The sequence below is a fragment of the Methylosinus sp. KRF6 genome (genome assembly GCF_018887255.1).
Taxonomy (GTDB): domain Bacteria; phylum Pseudomonadota; class Alphaproteobacteria; order Rhizobiales; family Beijerinckiaceae; genus Methylosinus; species Methylosinus sporium.
In genome coordinates, this window is record NZ_JAHLJF010000001.1 from 2955008 (window position 1) to 2972907 (window position 17900).

Here is a 17900-nt window from a genome sequence, read left to right on the forward strand (position 1 = left end):
AGCGCCTCCTCACGCCAGATCCGCGAGCTGCCCCCGCGCCGCCGAGCGGATGAGGCGCTTTTCCGCCTCCCATCGCGTCGCCTCGTCGACGCTCGTCAGAAACTCGATTCTGCCGCCCGCGAGCGCGGCGATCGGCAATCCGTCGCGATAGAGCAGGCGATTGCCGGTGAGCGCGGCGAGCTTGCCGCCCGGGGTCAGCACGCCGATGAGATTGAGCGGATCGGCCGCCGACAGCGACACATATCGCCCGTCGGCCGGCCGCCGGCGGATTTCGCGCAGCAGGCCGACGGCGTCCGGCAGCGCATATTGCTCGCCGGAGAAGCCGGCGACGAAACGGCCGCCGCGAATTTCGCCGCGCGCCTCGAGCCTTCGATAGACGCGCAAGAGATCGCGCCAGGGCGGCAGCCAGCCGCCTTCGCGCGCCAAAAGCCGCCAGAAGACGACCCCATAGCGGCGCAGCAGCGCCTGCGCGACATGTTCGACCGAGGCGTGACGCGCTTGCGAGCCCGGCGCCGCATAGGCGCGGCGAATGAGCGACCAGCGGCCGGCGCTCTCCATGCCGAAGGCGAGCACTTTGCCGCGCCGCCGCGCGCCGTCGAAAGGCTTGCGCTTCTCGGAGGGCACGAGCAGCGCGCGCAGCCCGCCGAAACTATCCGAGGTGACGAGGCCGAGCGCGGCCAGCTCGCCCAGCGCCGTCTCCAGCTCCGAGCGCAGCAGGCGCGAGGCGTCGACCAGCTCCTCGAAGAACAGCGCCCCCTCGGCGCGCAGCGTCTCGAGCGCCAATTGCGCGCGGCCGCTCAGCGCCGGCGGCTCGGTGGGGGTGGCGATCGAGGTCCAATCGGCCAGCCGTCGCCGCTCCAAAAGGGCCACCGGCGAGCTTTTGATCGGCGAGACGGCGCGGGCGCCCTTGGCGGCGGCGGGCGGCGTCAGCCGCGCCCAGGCGATGCGGCCGGAGAGGCAGAGCGAATCGAGATATCCGGTCTCGTAATCGGAGAGGCGCGCGGGGAGGATTTCCGTCTCCCAGGCGCCCGCCGGCGCTTCATATCCTTCGAGGCCCGAGAGCGCGGCGGGCAGCGCCTCCGGACCTTTCAGCCGCGCGTCCTCGGCGACATGCTGCCAATCGAAGAGGAAGCGGAGGAAATCGCGCGCCGCGACGGGCTCGATCTCCGCGCGCAGACGCTTGATCGTATAATGATGGATGCGCGCCAGCAGGCGACGGTCGCACCATTGCTCGTCATTGGCGCCGGGCAGGAAGCGCCCGCGCATGATCGTGCCTTCGGCCTCCAGCGCCACGAGCGCCGTCGCCAGACTCGCGGGCTCGAGGCCGAGCGCTGAAGCGAGCCCTGTCTGGGTGACCGGGCCCAGCCCCTCGAGCCGGCCGCGCAAAATCTCGATCAGCGCCTGCTCGCTGGACCATAGCGCCGGCGCCTCGCTGTCGGGCGGCGAAATCTTCGGCGCCAGTCGCGCCTTGGGCCAGAGCGCGTGAAATTGCGTCAGCCGCTCGGCCGCCACCCAGAAGCTCGCCGCCCCGGCCTCGAAACGCGTGGCGCGCCTTTGGCGGGCCAGCGCGTCGAGCCAGCCGGCCCAGTCAGGCGCGGCGGCGACCTCCGCCTCTGTGAGGCAGCCGATCCACAGCAGAGCGTCATGCAGCTCCTCCGGGTCGATGGGCTCTGGCCAGGCTTCCGACTTCACGCGCGCGATCGCGTCCTCGTCCAGCCGTCCGAGATCGGATGCGCTCTGCGGGTCCTGCCAGCGGCGCGCCATCACCGCCTGCGCGCGGCGCTCCTCGAGCGGGGCGTCGTCGAGGAAAGCGTAAGGCCGCGCCGACAGCACCTCCAGCGCCAGCGGCGACGGCTGGGTGAGATCGCAGGCGACGACGCGCGCCTCGCCCGACTCCATGCGTCGCAGCAGGCGCTCCAGCCCTTCGATATCCATCGCCTCGTGCAGGCAGTCCCAAATCGTCTGATTGGTCAGCGGATGGTCCGGGACCTCGCGCTCGCCGGCGAGATTTTCGGCGCAGGCGATCTGATCGGGAAAGACGGCGGCGACCAGATCCTCCGCCTGCATTCGCAGAAATTGCGGCGGCGTTTTCTTGCCGCCCTGGAAGCGCGGCAGAGCGAGCGAGATTCCCGCCGTCCAGCGCCAGCGCGTCATGAACATGGGCGCGGCGAGCATCGCCTGCACCAGCACGCCGCGCACGCTGCTCGAGTGGAGATATTTCGCCACCTCGGCCAGCTCGAAACTATGCGCCGTGGTGAGTGAGAGGAGGATATTGTCTTCCGTCGCCGTGGCCTGCAACTCGAAGTTGAACTTGCGACAAAAACGCTTGCGCAGCGCGAGGCCGAAAGCGCGATTGATGCGCCCGCCGAAAGGCGAATGCACGACGAGCTGCATTCCGCCCGCCTCGTCGAAGAAGCGTTCGAGCACGAGGCAATCCTGCGTCGGCAGCACGCCGCCGAAAGCGCCGAGCGCGCCGGCGAGATATTCGACCAGCTGCTCCGCGGCGGGCGGCGCGACGCCGACCTCTTCCATCAGCCAGCGCTGCGCCTCGCCGCCGCTGGGGTCCCGGCGCAGACGCTCGGCGATCTCGGCGCGCAGCCGCGAGACGGAGAGGGACAGCTCGTCGGCGCGCGCCGGCGCCTCGCCGAGCCAGAAGGGAATGGTCGGCGGCTGGCCTTGCGCATCTTCAACGCGCAATGTGCCGCGCTCCACACGCTGCACGCGATAGGAGGCGTTGCCGAGCTGGAAGATGTCGCCGGCCATGCTCTCGACGGCGAAATCCTCATGCACCGTGCCGACGATGTGATTCTCCGGCTCCAGCAGCACTTGATAATCGGCGGTCTCGGGGATGGCGCCGCCGGAGGTGAGCGCCGTCATGCGCGCGCCGCGCCGCTCGCGCAGAATGTGATTCACCGCATCATGATGCAGCAGCGCGCCGCGCCGTCCGCGCCGCGTCGCATAGCCCTCGGCGAGCATCTTCACCACATCGTCGAATTCGGCGCGCTCCAATGCGCGATAGGGCCAGGCGCGCTTGAACCGCTCATAGAGCTCGGCCTCGCCCCACTCCTGCGCCGCCACCTCGGCGACGATCTGCTGCGCGAGAACGTCGAGCGGGCGATGCGGAATCGTGAGCCGGTCCAATTCGCCGCGGCGCACGCTGTCGAGCAGCGCCGCGCATTCGACGAGATCGTCGCGCGACAAGGGAAACAGCCGCCCCTTGGGCAGGCCGCCGACGACATGGCCGGAACGTCCGACGCGCTGCAGAAAGCTCGCAATGGAGCGCGGCGAGGCGATCTGGCAGACGAGCGTCACATCGCCGATGTCGATGCCGAGCTCCAATGAGGCGGTCGCCACCAAGGCTTTGAGCTCGCCGCGCTTCAGCCGCTGCTCGGCGAGCAGGCGATGCTCCTTCGCCATGCTGCCGTGATGCGAGGTGACGGCCTCCTCGCCGAGACGATCCGACAATTCCCGGGCGATGCGCTCGGCGAGGCGGCGCGTGTTCACGAAGACCAGAGTGGTGCGATGCTCGGCGATCAGCTCGGCGAGGCGGTCGTAGACTTGGGCCCAGACCTCCGCCGACATTACCGCCTCGAGCGGCGCGCCGGGGACCTCTATGGCGAGATCGCGGGCGCGATGATGGCCGGAATCGACGATTCCCGGCTCCCGCGCCGGCTCCGCCTCCGATCCGGCGCCGACGAGAAAATGCGCCACGGAGGAAATGGGGTTCTGCGTGGCGGAGAGGCCGATGCGCTGCAATCCGTCGCCGCAGAGCGCGGCGAGCCGCTCCAGCGAGAGCGAAAGATGCGCCCCGCGCTTATTGGGCGCGACGGCGTGAATCTCGTCCACGATGATGGCGCGCGTCGTCGAGAGCGCCTTGCGGCCCGATTCGGAGCCGAGCAGCACATAGAGCGATTCGGGCGTGGTCACGAGAATATGCGGCGGCCGCTTGCGCATCCGCTCGCGCTCGGCGGTGGGCGTGTCGCCGGTGCGCACCAGCACGCGAATGTCGACGTCCGGCAGGCCGGACTGCCGCAATCGCTCGCGCACGCCGGCCAGCGGGGCCTCGAGATTGCGGCTCACATCGTTGGAAAGCGCTTTGAGCGGCGACACATAGACGATTCGCGTCTCGTCCGGCAGCGTTCCGGCGAGGCCTTGGCGGATGAGATCGTCGATCGCCGCGAGAAAGGCGGCGAGCGTCTTGCCGGAGCCGGTGGGGGCGGCGATCAGTATATTTCGGCCGGATTTGATTTGAGGCCAAGCTTCCGCTTGCGCCGGCGTCGCATTGCGGAAATGATCGGCGAACCATGCCGTAACCGCCGGATGAAAAAGGTGCGACAGATGCATGGCCGCCTGGTGAGGAAGGGCCCCGGAGAGTTCTTAGGCTAGCGGCGAACAGCCCGCAGGCCAACAGCGAGAATTGGAGATTTCGCCCGCGCGCGACGAGCCGCAGGCGAACTGCGACCAGCATTGCCGTCGGGCGCGCCACGCCGCCGTCGAGCGGACGAACCCGCCATTGCGCCGAAAGGAGTTACATGCGCACCAGATTCATCGACACATCGTCCTTTCTCTACGCGGGCTTCGCCATACTCGCGGCGTCCTTGTTCGCCGCCTTCGCTTTCGTCGGCAAGCAGGCGACCGATTATCGCGACGTCGGCCAGCTGATCGGTGAAAAGCAGATTCAGCACGGCATTCTCGATCGCCTCCAGGAGGCCGAATCGGCCCAGCGCGGATATTTGCTCACCAATGACGCGGCCTATCTCGCCCCGCTCGACGCCGCGACGGCCCATATCGCCGGGGATTTCGACGTTCTCACGCGCGGGAGCGAGCCCGGCGAGGAGCGCGACACGCTGGAGGCGCTGCGCGGATTGGCCAACGAAAAGCTCGCCGAAATGCGCAAGACGGTCGAGCTGCAGGCGAGCGGAAGGCATGAGGAAGCTTTGGCGGTCGTGCGCGCGGGCTCCGGCCGGGCGAGCATGGAGCGCCTGCGCGTCGGTCTCGACGCCAAATCCGCGCGGCAACAGCAGATGATCGACACGCAATCGCGCATCGTGGAGCGGAGCGGATCGCTGCTGCGCGCAGGAGCGGCGATCGCCATTTCCGTCACCATTCTCATCGGCGCGGCGACGATCGGCCTGCTGCGCAACCGGCTCAACGAAATCGCCTCCGCGCAGGCGGAGCTGCGCGACGTCAATGTCGCTCTCTCGGCGGAGGCGGCGCAGCGCGAGCAGCTCGCCGAGCAATTGCGGCAATCGCAGAAAATGGAGGCGATCGGCCAGCTCACCGGGGGGCTCGCGCATGATTTCAACAATATGCTCGCCGTCGTCATCGGCAGCGTCAATCTCGCCAAGCGGCGACTTTCGACCGACCCGGCGGAGACGCTGCGCTATCTCGACGGCGCGTTGGAAGGCGCCGAACATGCGGCGACGTTGACGCATCGCCTGCTGGCTTTCTCACGCCGCCAGCCGCTCGCGCCAGAGCCGATCGACCCAAATAAAATGGTTTCGACGATGGCCGAGATGCTCCGCCGCACGCTCGGCGAGGATGTGTGTCTCGAGGCGGTCTTCGCCGGCGGCCTGTGGCGCGCCTTCGCCGATCCGAGCCAGCTCGAGACGACGATCCTCAATCTCGCGCTCAATGCGCGCGACGCCATGCCTCAAGGCGGCAAGCTCACGATCGAGACGAGCAACGCCTATCTCGACGAGAATTATTCCGCGCGCGAGCTGGACATTCCGCCGGGCCAATATGTGCTGATCGCCGTCACCGACACCGGAACCGGAATGAACCGCGACACTGTCGCGCGCGCTTTCGATCCTTTCTTCACCACCAAGCCGGCCGGCCGCGGCACCGGGCTCGGCCTCAGCCAGGTCTATGGCTTCGTGCGGCAATCGGGCGGCCATGTCCGCATCTATTCGGAGCAGGGCCTCGGCACGACGATCAAGCTCTATCTGCCGCGCCATCACGGTCCGGCGACTGTGGCGCCGGCCGCGGCCACTCATGCGCGCTCCACGCCGCGCAGCGAGAAGAGCGAGACGATATTGATCGTCGAGGACGATGTGCGCGTGCGCGATCTCACCGCCGACACGCTCGCCGAGCTCGGCTATAATGTGCTCGCCGCCGAGAGCGCCGCCGCCGCGCTGCGCCAGCTCGAGGTGTGCCCGAATATTTCCCTGCTGTTCACCGATGTGGTGATGCCGGACACCAATGGCCGCAAGCTCGCCGAGGAGGCGTGGAAGCGCCGGCCCGATCTGAAGATACTCTTCACCACCGGCTACACGCCGAACGCCGTCGTCCATAATGGCGTGCTCGATCCGGGCGTCGAGCTCATCGTCAAGCCCTATTCGATCGATCGTCTCGCGCGCAAGGTCCGCGACGTGCTCGATGGCGCGCGCGCCGTCCCGTCGGAGACGAAGACGACGCGGCGAAAAGTTCTGATCGTCGACGACGACGCCGCCGTCTGCGAGGCCATGGCCGAGCTGCTGCGCCTCGAGAATTACGAGGTCTGCGTCGCGAGCGACGGATTGCGCGCGCTGGAGGCGGCGCAGACGTTCAAGCCGGATGTCGCCTTGCTCGATCTCGGCCTGCCCGGAATCAATGGCTATGAGACGGCGCGCAGGCTGCGCCAGCTGCCGGAGACGCGCGATCTTCTCCTGCTCGCCGCCACCGGCGCCGGCGGCGACGAGGTGCGGCGGCTCTGCGAGGCGGCGGGATTCGATCTCCATCTCGTGAAGCCGATCGATCTGGACACGCTGAAGGCTCTGATCGACGGCCAAAGGCCGCACCCCACTCGTTCGGCGTGACAGGCTCCCCATATAAGGGCGCCGAAAGCCAGCAATGGGAAACGCCCGGGGAAACGGCCGGGGAAGCGCTATGAATGCGACGCCCGAACAGCTGAAGATGATCGTCGAATCGGCCTTCGCCGCTCGATTTCTGATCGGCGACGATCATATTCTCTATGTCAATCGCGCGACCGAGGACATGTTCGGCTATTCGGCCGAAGAGCTCGTCGGCGGCACGGTCGACATTCTGCTGCCGGAGGAGGTGCGCGCGCGTCATCCGGCATTGCGCGCGGATTACTACAAAGCGCCGCGCCGCATCTTGCTCGGCGTCGACAAGGACCTTCGCGCGCGCAAGAAATCGGGCGCCGAATTTCCCATCCATCTCGGCCTCGCGCCGATTCGCGACGAGGACGGACGCTTGTTCGTCGCCGTGACAGTGTTCGACATCTCGCATCACAAGGAGGTCGAGCGTCAGCTCGTCGAGCGCGCCAATGAGCTTCAGCTCGCCAATGAGCGGCTGGGTCGCTTCGCCTATATCGCCTCGCATGATCTGCAGGAGCCGCTGCGCAAGATCGCCGCCTTCGCCGATATCGTCGCGGCGTCGATCGCCAAGGGCGATCTCGCCGAGGCCGCCCATGCGAGCGAGGTGGCGCGCGCCTCGGCGCTGCGCGCGCGGGAGCTCGTCGACGGATTGCTCGCTTTCTCGCGGCAGGTCTCGACGCCGCCGCGGCTGGAGCCGCTCGACATTCGCCGCGAGATCGAGTCCGTCGTCTCGGATTTCTCCGAGCTGATCCGGCAGACGCAGGCGAGGGTCGTCGTCTCGGTTCCGCCCGGCGTGCTGGTGGAGGCGGACAAGCCGCAGTTCGAGCGCTGCCTTTCGAGCCTTCTCTCCAATGCGATCAAATATCGCAAGCCCGGCCGCACGCCGAATATTCGATTTTTCATGCGGGGCGAGCCGGAGCTCGCTCTGTCGGTCGCCGACGATGGCATAGGCTTCGAGCCGAAATATGCCGAGGCCATATTCGAGCCGCTGCGCCGGCTCCACAGTTTCGCGCAATATCCGGGAACCGGCGTCGGTCTCGCTCTATGCAAATCCATGTGCGAGCGCCATGGCTGGCGCATAGAGGCGACATCCCAGCTCGGCGCCGGCGCGACATTCACAATGACGATCCCGCAGGGTGAGGCGGCGCCGAAGGTCAGTCCTCTGAAAGCTTCAGCGTGAGGCATTTGGCGGCGCCGCCCGCCTTCATGAATTCCGAGAGCGGCGTGAGGACCGGAACGAAGCCGGCGTCGCGCAGACGCTTCTGCAGCTGCGGCGAGGCGTCGTTCATCGCGACGCATCCGTCGAGATCGACGGCGTTGCAGGCAAAGCGCATCGCATCGGCTTCGTCGATCGCTATGCGCTTCTCGCGCGGAACCACCGCCTCGATCGCGGCGCGCGCGGCGGCGTCGAATGCCGGCGGATAATAGAGAAGATAGCCGCCGGCCAGCGGGCAGCAGCAAGTGTCGAGATGATAGAAGCGCGGATCGACGAGCCTCAGCCCGATCACGCGGCGCCCGATGATGCGCTCCAGCGCCGCCGGCGCCTCATCGGCCGAGCGCATTCCATGGCCGCACCAGACGACATCGGCGCCGCGATCGATGAGCGCGTCCCCGGCGCCTTCGAAGGCGAGCTCATCGGGCCAAGCCGCGACAGCGAATCCGCGCGCCTCGAAAAAAGCGCGAAACAAAGGCTCTTCGGCCCTTCGTTGCTCGGCGCGGAAGCGGCTGACGACAGCAATGTTCCCCAGCACGAAGCCGGCGTTGGCGGTGAACACCATATCGGGCAGGCCGGCTGCCGGCGTGACCAGCTCGACCTCGGCGCGCTCCGCGACGAGCGTGCGAAGATTTTGCCATTGCTCGCGCGCCAGCGAGCGCGCGGTGCGGCCGATCTGATGCTCCATCCAGGGATTGATGACATAGCGCACGTCGAAATCGTCCGGCGCGCACATCAGCACGCGCTGGCGCTTCTCCTCACGCGGCGCGCGCGCGGGCTCGAACATGGAATGCGGCTGCGTCATCTCGAGTCCTTTCGTTTCCCGGCATGACGACGGCGCCGAGACCGTTCCGTCCCGGCGCCGCAATGATGACAGGCGGCGATCAGCTCGCCAGCGCGCGCTTGGCGGGACGCGCGCGCTCGACGAATTCGGCGAGCGTCTCCTCGAAGCGATCGAGCGCCCAATCCAAATCCTCGCGCGCGATGACGAGCGGCGGCGACAGGCGCACGACGCTGTGATGAGTCACCGTCGACAGCACGCCCTTTTCACAAAGGCTCTCGCAGACTTCGCGGCCGGTGGCGTAGCGCGGATCGATCTCGGCGCCGGCCCAAAGGCCTATGCCGCGCACGTCGCGCAGCGCGGGACTGTCCATATTGCGCAGACGGCGCAGCATATGCTCGCCGAGCGTGCGGCTGCGCTCGACGAGCTTCTCGTCGCGCATCACATGCAGCGCCTCGAGCCCCACCGCCGCGGCGAGCGTATTGCCGCCGAAGGTCGAGCCATGCGAGCCCGGCGTGAACATGTCCATCAGCGCGCGCGTGCCGACGAAAGCCGAAACCGGCAGCACGCCGCCGCCGAGCGCCTTGCCGAGCATGACGCCATCCGGCTTCACATTCTCGTGCTGAAACGCGAACCAGGCGCCGGTGCGCCCCAATCCCGCCTGCACTTCGTCGACGATCAGCAACAGACCGCGCTCGTCGCAGAGCTTGCGCAGGCCGGAGAGCCAGCCGACCGGCGGCACGATGACGCCGGCCTCGCCCTGCACGGGCTCGACCATAATGGCGACCGTGTCGGGGCCGATCGCCGCTTCCGTCGCGGCGAGATCGCCGTAAGGAACCGCGCGGAAGCCGCCGCCATAGGGACCGAAATCGTCGCGATAGGCAGGCTCCGAGGAGAAGCCGACGATGGTCGTCGTGCGGCCGTGGAAATTGCCCTCGGCCACGATGATCTCGGGATTCTCGAGCCCGCGCACGCGGCGGCCATAGCGGCGCGCGGCTTTGATCGCAGTCTCCACCGCCTCGGCGCCGGTGTTCATCGGCAGAGCTACATCGAGGCCGGTGAGCGCGCACAATTCGGTGAGGAAGGCGTCGAGACGATCGTCGTAATAAGCGCGCGAGGGCACGGCGAGCCGCTGCGCCTGCTCGGTCAGAACTTTCAGAATGCGCGGATGCGCATGGCCGTGGCTGACGGCGGAATAGGCGCTCATCATATCGACATAGCGTCGTCCATTCACATCGAACAGAAAGGCGCCTTCGCCGCGCGAGAGCGTGACGGGAAGCGGCGCATAATTGCGCGCGCGATGCGGATTGTCGGCGGAGTTGACCTTGGCGTTCATGAACGAATGACCTCGCTTGTTCGTTATGTGGGCGTCGCCTCGACGATTTTCATCTATGGGCGATCGGCGGCTCACGGACACGAAGCCTCTGCGAGCCATTTTCTCGTGGAGCGCGTCGTTACGCCGCTCCGACGTTCGCGTTGCAAATACATCGAACACGGGCTATTTGCGAGACAAATAAAGCAGCAAAACGGCGAGATGGGAAGCACAGCGATGGAATCTCGTACAAAATCCAGCGATATAGCAGCGAGAGCTGAAGAGCTGATGTTCCGTATTACTGTTCCGTCTGCGCTATTCCATGATGGAAAATTAAACACGCGGACGCCGATCACCGGCGAAGTCATCGCCAGAGTGAAGACACAAGACAGCGATGCTTTAGATGTGGCGATCGGCGAGGCGCACGCCGCCTTTCGCGAATGGCGCAATATTCCGGCTCCGCGCCGCGGCGAATTGGTGCGTCTCTTCGGCGAGGAATTGCGCGCGGCGAAGAATGAGCTCGCCGAGCTCATCACGATAGAGGCCGGCAAAATCGTCTCCGAAGCGCGCGGCGAAGTGCAGGAGATGATCGATATTTGCGACTATGCCGTCGGCTTGTCGCGGCAGCTCTTCGGCCTCACCATAGCGACGGAGCGCCCCGGCCATCGCATGATGGAGACATGGCATCCGCTCGGCGTCGTCGGAATCATCACCAGCTTCAATTTTCCCGTCGCGGTCTGGGCGTGGAACGCCGCCGTCGCGCTCGTCTGCGGCGACGCCCTCGTCTGGAAGCCCTCCGAGAAAACGCCGCTCACCGCTCTCGCGACTCATGCCTTGTTCGAGCGTGCGCTCGCGCGTTTCGGCGAGGCGCCGAAGGGACTTTCCGCTCTCGTCATCGGCGGGCGCGAGCTCGGCGAAAAGCTCGTCGACGACCACCGTGTCGCGCTCGTCTCGGCGACTGGCTCCACCGCGATGGGCCGCGCCGTCGGGCCGCGTCTCGCGCAGCGTTTCGCGCGCTCCATTCTCGAGCTCGGCGGCAATAACGCCGCCATCGTCTGTCCGTCGGCGCCGCTCGATCTTTCTGTGCGCGCCATCGCCTTCGCGGCCATGGGCACCGCCGGCCAGCGCTGCACCACGCTACGCCGCCTCATCGTGCACGAGTCCGTCTATGATCAGTTGATCGGCCGGCTCTCGCTCGCCTACGCCTCGGCGCCGGTCGGCGATCCGCGCGAGGGCAAGACGCTCATCGGCCCGCTCATCGACGGCGATTCTTATCGCGCCATGCGCCATGCTCTGGACGAAGCGGCCTCCATCGGCGGAAAAATCTATGGCGGCCAACGCCTGTTCGCGCAGGAGCGGCCGGACGCTTATTACGCGCGGCCGGCGCTGGTGGAGCTGGCCGAGCCTTCGCCGGTCTCGCGTCGCGAGACTTTCGCGCCTATCCTCTATGCGATGAAATATCGCGATCTCAACGAGGCGCTGCATATGCAGAACGATGTGAGCCATGGCCTGGCCTCGTCGATCTTCACCACGGATCTGCGCGAGGCGGAGCGTTTCCTCTCGGCGGAAGGCTCCGATTGCGGCATCGCCAATGTGAATATCGGCCCTTCCGGCGCCGAGATCGGCGGCGCCTTCGGCGGCGAGAAGGAAACCGGCGGCGGCCGCGAGGCGGGCTCGGATTCCTGGAAGGCCTATATGCGCCGCGCCACCAACACGATCAATTATTCGAGCGCGCTGCCGCTCGCGCAAGGCGTCGTCTTCGACGTGTGAGTCCGCGTCTTCGAGGAGTCCGACATGACCGAGACCCATGTTTCCGCCGACACGATCCGCTCGATCTTCTCCGCGGCGATGACGCAAATGTATCGCGACGAAGTTCCGCGCTATCTCGAGATGGCGCGCATCGTCGGCGAAATCGACGGCGAAGCGCTGGCGCGCGATCCTGCGCTCGAGGCGCGGCTTCGGCGCTCCGGGGCTTTCGATCTCATCGGCGTCGAGCGCCACGGCGCCATTCGCGTCGGACGGCCGGAAGAGCTTACGGGACTGCGGCGGCTGTTCGCCGTGATGGGCATGTATCCGGTCGGCTACTATGATCTCACGCCTGCCGGCGTGCCGGTCCATTCGACCTGCTTCCGGCCGGTCGAAACGGCGTCGATCAGGCGTTGCCCTTTCCGCATCTTCACCTCGCTATTGCGGCCGGAGCTCATCGAGGGCGAGGACCTGCGTCGCGAGGCGCAGGAGATTCTCGCGCGGCGCCGCATCTTCACGCCGCGCTGCCTGCATCTCATCGAGCTTTTCGAGGCCAATGGCGGGCTCGGCGAAGCGCAGGCGATCGATTTCGTGCATGAGGCGCTGCACACATTCCGCTGGCGCGGCGAAGCCACAGTCACCGCCGGCGTCTATGAGGCCTATCGCAAGGCGCATCCGCTCGTCGCCGATGTCGTCTGCTTCCACGGACCGCACATCAATCATCTCACTTTGCCGACGCTCGACATGGACGCCGCGCAAGCGGCGCTCGCCGAGCATGGCCTCGATCCGAAATCGATCGTCGAAGGCCCGCCGCAGCGGCAGTTTCCGATTCTGCTGCGGCAGACGAGCTTCAAGGCCGTCGCCGAGCCGGTGCGCTTCGCCGGGCGAGACGATGTGCGCGGCGAGCATCGCGCGCGCTTCGGCGAGATCGAGCAGCGTGGCGCGGCGCTGACCGCAAAGGGCCGCGCGCTCTATGATCGGCTGCTCGCCGAAACGCTCGCCGTCGCGCCGCCGCGCGAGGATGCCATCGCGGATTATAGCGCCGAGCTGAAGCGCCGCTTCGCCGATTTTCCCGACGACGCCGCGACCTCGCGCGCGCAGGGCCTCGCGTTTTTCCGTTACGCGCCCGGCGAAACGCGCGCGCAGACGAATGCCGGAACGTGCGATGTCGAGGCGCTGCTGCGCGACGGCGCGCTCGTCGCCGAGCCGATCACTTACGAAGATTTCCTGCCGGTGAGCGCGGCGGGCATATTCCAGTCGAATCTCGGGGAGGGCGGACGGCGCGAGCTATCGGCTGCGTCCAATCGCGAGGCCTTCGAACATGCGCTCGGAACCAAGGTCGCCGATGCGATGGCGATCTATGCGCATGAGGAGAAAAGCTCGCTCGAGCGCGCGCTGGCCACGCTCGGCCAGCGATCACCAATGGCCGAGAATGCAGGCCGATAGCGGATAGCCCATGGCGACGCCCATCGTCAGCCCGCCGAGCACGTCGCTGGGATAGTGATGCGCCGTGGCGATGCGCGACCACGCCATGGAGAGCACGAGCGCAGCGGCGGAAGCGGCTGCCGAAGGCCAAGCGAGAACGATGGGCGCCAGCACGCCGCTGAGCGTCATCATATGGCCGCTCGGGAAGGAATGCTCGTCGAGTATTTTCAGCAGCGACGTCAGCCGCGGATCGACATGGAAGGGACGCTTGCGCCCGATGCGCTTCTTGATGATCGGAAACAGCGTGTGCAGCAGAGCGGCGTTGAGTCCGCCGAGCGCGATCACCGGCCAGGCCTCGTGACCGACGAGAGCGAAGATCGTCGCTGCGAGGATCGGATAGATCCATCCGTTGCCGAGCTTGCTGATCGTGATCGCGAGCATTCGCGTCAGCGAAAATCGTGTGGATCGCGCCACCAGATGCACGCCGGCGAGATCGGCGCGCAGCAGACGATCGCGCCACAGGAGCGCCGTCTCGGCGAGAACGAGACGTTCGAGAGAAAGACGACGGTTGGATGCGAGCAGCATGGCGAAAAAGCTAGGCGCCGCGTGCTGCCGTTTCGTGACACATGAGCGACGTTTCCATTGCAGCGCGCGCCGCGAACGTCACATCACTGTCAATCGCACGCGAGAGCCCGCGCGCGGAAAGGGGATAGATCGCGAGCGTCGCCGTGAAGCTTCGCCCGAAGTTTTTTTTTTCGTGGATGCGCTTTTCGATGCGAGACGGATCGACGGGCGCGGGCTCGAAGGCGGAAGCGCGACAATGGCGGCGGATCGGGAGACTCGCCCGGCTCGGAGCCGCGCCGCCGGCATGTCCCATTTCCGACCAAACCGGGGCGAAAGGGGGGCGCGCCCGCGCCATTCCGGGACCGGCGGACGGGCCCCTCGCGCTCCACGGAGAAGTTTTCTGGAGAAATTTTCCCGACGCCGCGCCGGGCTCGGCCGCGATGCGGCCGAAAGGCGCTATTTGCGCCGGGTCTTGACTTTGGACGACGAGGGCTCCGAGGCCCGCGGCTGGGGCTCGAAAATGAAATAGCGGCCCCCGACAGCCCCCTCGAATGGCGCGCCCTCGCTCGGCCGTCGCAATTCGAAACGGATCACGGTATTGGGCACGAGCACGCGAAGCGTCGACTCCATGACCCGCTCGACCTCCACTTCCAACGGCTCGTCCGGGCGGTCGACATCGATCAGCTTGATACGGCTTTCCATCGCGATCTTTCTCGAGACCATTGTCCCTGTGTCGTCCCGGATCGTTCTGGTCGACCGGAGCGACTCCCGCCGTCTTGAAATGGAACGAATGGCAATCGGCTCGGCGTCGCATCAAAGGCCATGCCGCTTTGTCCAGATCGCGGCGCGATAGCGGCGAGAACAGGACGTCTCGTCCCGCAAATCGTGACGAAGGCGCGGCGACGATGCCGATTCTTCCCGTGTCAGATTACCGACAAATCATACAGACAGAGGCGCGGCCGAAAACCTATATCTCCTCGGCCCCGCCTCTCGCATTTTCGCGTACCCGCGTTGCGACGACGTCGAGGACGGCGGCCGACAAACAAAGACATGGCTCGAGAGATCGCGAGCCGATGCTTCACGAGGCGACATCTCCATTCCGCTCTGCGATCCGCCGGGCGATGGCTGTTGCAGGAGGACTCGTCGATGAGGAAACTACTGAATTCGGTATCGCTGCTCGCCGTGCTGACGGTTGCGCCGATCGGCGTCGCCTCGGCCAACGACAAGCTCGACCAGCTCTCCAAGAGCGAAGAAAATTGGGTGATGCCGGGTAAGAATTATCACTCGGACAATTACAGCACGCTGACGCAGATCAACACGAGCAACGTCAAGGATCTGAAGGTCGCCTGGACCTTCTCGACCGGCCTGCTCAACGGCCATGAGGGCGCGCCGCTCGTCGTCGACGGCAAGATGTATATCCATACGTCTTTCCCCAACAACACTTTCGCGCTCGATCTCGATGATCCGACCCGCATCCTGTGGCAGGACAAGCCGAAGCAGAATGCGGCCGCGCGCGCGGTGGCTTGCTGCGACCTCGTCAATCGTGGTCTGGCCTATTGGCCGGGCGACTCCAAGACGCCGCCGCTCATCCTCAAGACCTTGCTCGATGGCCATATCGAGGCGCTCAACGCCAAGACCGGCGAGCTCGTGTGGAAGATGGAGAACTCCGACTATAAGGTCGGCTCGACGCTCACCATCGCTCCCTATGTCGTGAAGGACAAGGTTCTCGTCGGCTCCTCCGGGGCCGAGCTCGGCGTGCGCGGCTATGTCACGGCCTATGACGTCCACACCGGCGAGCAGGCTTGGCGCGCTTACGCGACCGGCCCGGACGAGGACGTGCTGCTGGCCAAGGACTTCAACAGCAAGAATCCCCATTACGGCCAGAAGGGCCTCGGCACTTCGACCTGGGAAGGCGACGCCTGGAAGATCGGCGGCGGCACCAATTGGGGCTGGTACGCTTATGATCCGGGCACGAATCTCTTCTACTACGGCTCGGGCAATCCGGCGCCGTGGAACGAGACGATGCGTCCTGGCGACAATAAATGGACGATGACCATCTTCGGCCGCGACATCGACACGGGCGAAGCCAAGTTCGGCTATCAGAAGACCCCGCATGACGAGTGGGACTTCGCCGGCGTGAACTTCATGCTGCTCACCGAGCAGAAGGACAAGGACGGCAAGGAGCGCAAGCTTCTGACGCATCCTGACCGCAACGGCATCGTCTACACGCTCGACCGCACCAATGGCGATCTGATCTCCGCGGACAAGATCGACGACACGGTCAATGTGTTCAAGACAGTCGATCTCAAGAGTGGCCTGCCCGTTCGCGATCCGGAGTATGGCACCCGCATGGACCATCTCGGCAAGGATATTTGTCCTTCCGCCATGGGCTATCACAATCAGGGCCATGATTCCTACGATCCGACCAAGCAGCTGTTCTTCCTCGGCGTGAACCACATCTGCATGGATTGGGAGCCCTTCATGCTTCCCTATCGCGCGGGTCAGTTCTTCGTCGGCGCGACGCTGAACATGTATCCGGGTCCGAAGGGCGATCGTCAGAAGGGCGAGGGCCTCGGCCAGATCAAGGCCTACAACTCGATCACCGGCAAGTTCAAATGGGAGAAGTTCGAGCGCTTCGCGGTTTGGGGCGGCACCACCGCCACCGCCGGCAATATCGTGTTCTACGGAACGCTCGACGGCTTCATCAAGGCCCGTAACAGCGACAATGGCGAGCTGCTGTGGAAGTTCAAGCTTCCCTCCGGCGTGCTCGGCTATCCGATCGTCTACAGCCACAAGGGCACCGAATATGTCGCCATTCTCTACGGCGTCGGCGGTTGGCCGGGAGTGGGTCTCGTGTTCGATCTGCAGGACCCGACCGCCGGCCTCGGCGCGGTGGGCGCGTTCAAGCAGCTCGCCAATTACACGCAGATGGGCGGCGGCGTCGTCGTCTTCTCGCTGGGTGGCAAGGGTCCCTACGACGATCTGAGCCTCGGCGAATATAAGGCCCATTGATCCATCGGCAGTGGTCGGTCGCGTCCTCCCCTGTTCGCGACCGACACAGCGCGCCGCCCGGATGCATGAAGCGCGTCCGGGCGGTCTTGCCACAGGATGCAAACCCATCGGATCGAGCCAATGTCGCGTATCACTCCTTTGCGTCTCGTCGCCTCCGGCTTCGCGCTCGCGCTGCTGACCGGCGCCGCTGGCGCTCTCGCGCAAGAGACGAAGCCTTCGGCAGCCGCCGCCACGAGCAAGGTGGACACTCTGCGCATCTGCGCTTCGGAAGCGCAGTCGCCGCTCTCCCTCAAGGACGAATCCGGCCTCGAGAATCGTATCGCCGTCGCGCTCGCCGAGGCGATGGGCCGCAAGGCGGAGTTCGTCTGGTCGTCGAAGGCGGCGATCTATCTCGTGAGGGATTATCTCGACAAAAATCAGTGCGATGTCGTCATCGGGCTGGACACGGGCGATCCGCGCGTCGCGACGAGCAAGCCCTATTTCCGCACCGGCTATGTATTCGTGACCAAGGCCGAGAAGAATCTCGACATAAAGTCCTGGTCGGATCCGCGCATCAAATCCTTCAATCACATCGCCGTGCCGTTCGGCTCTCCGGCCGAGGTGATGCTGAAGGAGATCGGCGAATATGAGAACGACATGGCCTATCTCTATTCGCTGGTGAATTTCCGCTCGCCGCGCAATCAATATACGCAGATCGACCCGGCGCGCATGATCGGCGAAGTGGCGAGCGGCGGCGCCGAACTCGCGTCGGCCTTCGCGCCCGATGTGGCGCGTTTCGTCAAATCCTCGCCGACGCCTCTGCGCATGACGCTGATCGACGACGATTCCAAGCGCAGCGACGGACAGAAGATCGGGCAGCATTACGATCAATCGGTCGGCGTGCGCCTCTCCGACAAGGAATTGCTCGCGCAAGTGAACGCCGGCCTCGAGCGCGCCAAGCCGAAGATCGACCAGATCCTCGCGGCCGAAGGCGTTCCGCTGTTGCCCATCGTCAATCCGGTCGCGGCGCATTAGGCGCTCGCCGGCGAA

General features: G+C 65.8%; 11 protein-coding genes. 6 read left to right on the forward strand and 5 right to left on the reverse strand.

Annotation, left to right across the window (positions count from 1 at the left end):
• Nucleotides 1-9: 9 nt before the first annotated feature.
• Entirely contained in the window at nt 10-4344 is a 4335-nt protein-coding gene (locus KP010_RS14115; RefSeq protein WP_142862178.1) for a DEAD/DEAH box helicase, read from the reverse strand.
• Nucleotides 4345-4532: 188 nt separating this feature from the next.
• Between KP010_RS14115 and KP010_RS14120 the strand changes: the two genes are divergently transcribed.
• Nucleotides 4533-6797 carry a response regulator gene (locus KP010_RS14120; protein ID WP_142862179.1) on the forward strand — a complete coding sequence of 755 codons (2265 nt, stop codon included), beginning with the start codon at nt 4533-4535 and terminating at the stop codon, nt 6795-6797.
• 70 nt (nt 6798-6867) lie between these two features.
• Nucleotides 6868-7998: an ATP-binding protein gene (locus KP010_RS14125; RefSeq protein WP_142862180.1), complete on the forward strand. Its 1131-nt coding sequence runs from the start codon at nt 6868-6870 to the stop codon at nt 7996-7998.
• Here KP010_RS14125 and KP010_RS14130 read toward each other — a convergent pair.
• Nucleotides 7973-8836 carry a dimethylarginine dimethylaminohydrolase family protein gene (locus tag KP010_RS14130; protein ID WP_142862181.1) on the reverse strand — a complete coding sequence of 288 codons (864 nt, stop codon included), beginning with the start codon at nt 8834-8836 and terminating at the stop codon, nt 7973-7975. The two genes, KP010_RS14125 and KP010_RS14130, sit on opposite strands and share 26 nt — an antisense overlap.
• A gap of 79 nt (nt 8837-8915) precedes the next feature.
• Complete coding sequence (gene rocD / locus KP010_RS14135; RefSeq protein ID WP_142862182.1) at nt 8916-10148, reverse strand: ornithine--oxo-acid transaminase; 1233 nt, start codon at nt 10146-10148, stop codon at nt 8916-8918.
• Nucleotides 10149-10361: 213 nt separating this feature from the next.
• Here rocD and KP010_RS14140 point away from each other — a divergent pair, with 213 nt between their 5' ends.
• Together KP010_RS14140 and KP010_RS14145 are read left to right on the forward strand one after the other, a co-directional pair.
• The gene (locus tag KP010_RS14140) at nt 10362-11894 is read left to right on the forward strand and encodes an aldehyde dehydrogenase family protein (RefSeq protein WP_142862183.1); all 1533 of its coding nucleotides are present in this window, start codon (nt 10362-10364) and stop codon (nt 11892-11894) included.
• A gap of 24 nt (nt 11895-11918) precedes the next feature.
• Nucleotides 11919-13316, forward strand: coding sequence for a VOC family protein (locus tag KP010_RS14145; RefSeq protein WP_142862184.1), 1398 nt, complete (start codon nt 11919-11921; stop codon nt 13314-13316).
• Here the strand turns inward: KP010_RS14145 and KP010_RS14150 are convergent.
• Both KP010_RS14150 and KP010_RS14155 read right to left on the reverse strand, forming a co-directional pair.
• Nucleotides 13287-13880, reverse strand: coding sequence for a phosphatase PAP2 family protein (locus KP010_RS14150; RefSeq protein ID WP_108915243.1), 594 nt, complete (start codon nt 13878-13880; stop codon nt 13287-13289). The two genes, KP010_RS14145 and KP010_RS14150, sit on opposite strands and share 30 nt — an antisense overlap.
• 435 nt (nt 13881-14315) lie before the next feature.
• Nucleotides 14316-14561, reverse strand: coding sequence for a hypothetical protein (locus KP010_RS14155; RefSeq protein ID WP_142862185.1), 246 nt, complete (start codon nt 14559-14561; stop codon nt 14316-14318).
• A 444-nt stretch (nt 14562-15005) separates the two neighbouring features.
• Here KP010_RS14155 and KP010_RS14160 point away from each other — a divergent pair, with 444 nt between their 5' ends.
• Together KP010_RS14160 and moxJ are read left to right on the forward strand one after the other, a co-directional pair.
• Nucleotides 15006-16871, forward strand: coding sequence for a methanol/ethanol family PQQ-dependent dehydrogenase (locus KP010_RS14160; protein ID WP_142862186.1), 1866 nt, complete (start codon nt 15006-15008; stop codon nt 16869-16871).
• A 120-nt stretch (nt 16872-16991) separates the two neighbouring features.
• Nucleotides 16992-17885: a methanol oxidation system protein MoxJ gene (moxJ, locus tag KP010_RS14165; RefSeq protein ID WP_142862187.1), complete on the forward strand. Its 894-nt coding sequence runs from the start codon at nt 16992-16994 to the stop codon at nt 17883-17885.
• Nucleotides 17886-17900: the final 15 nt, after the last annotated feature.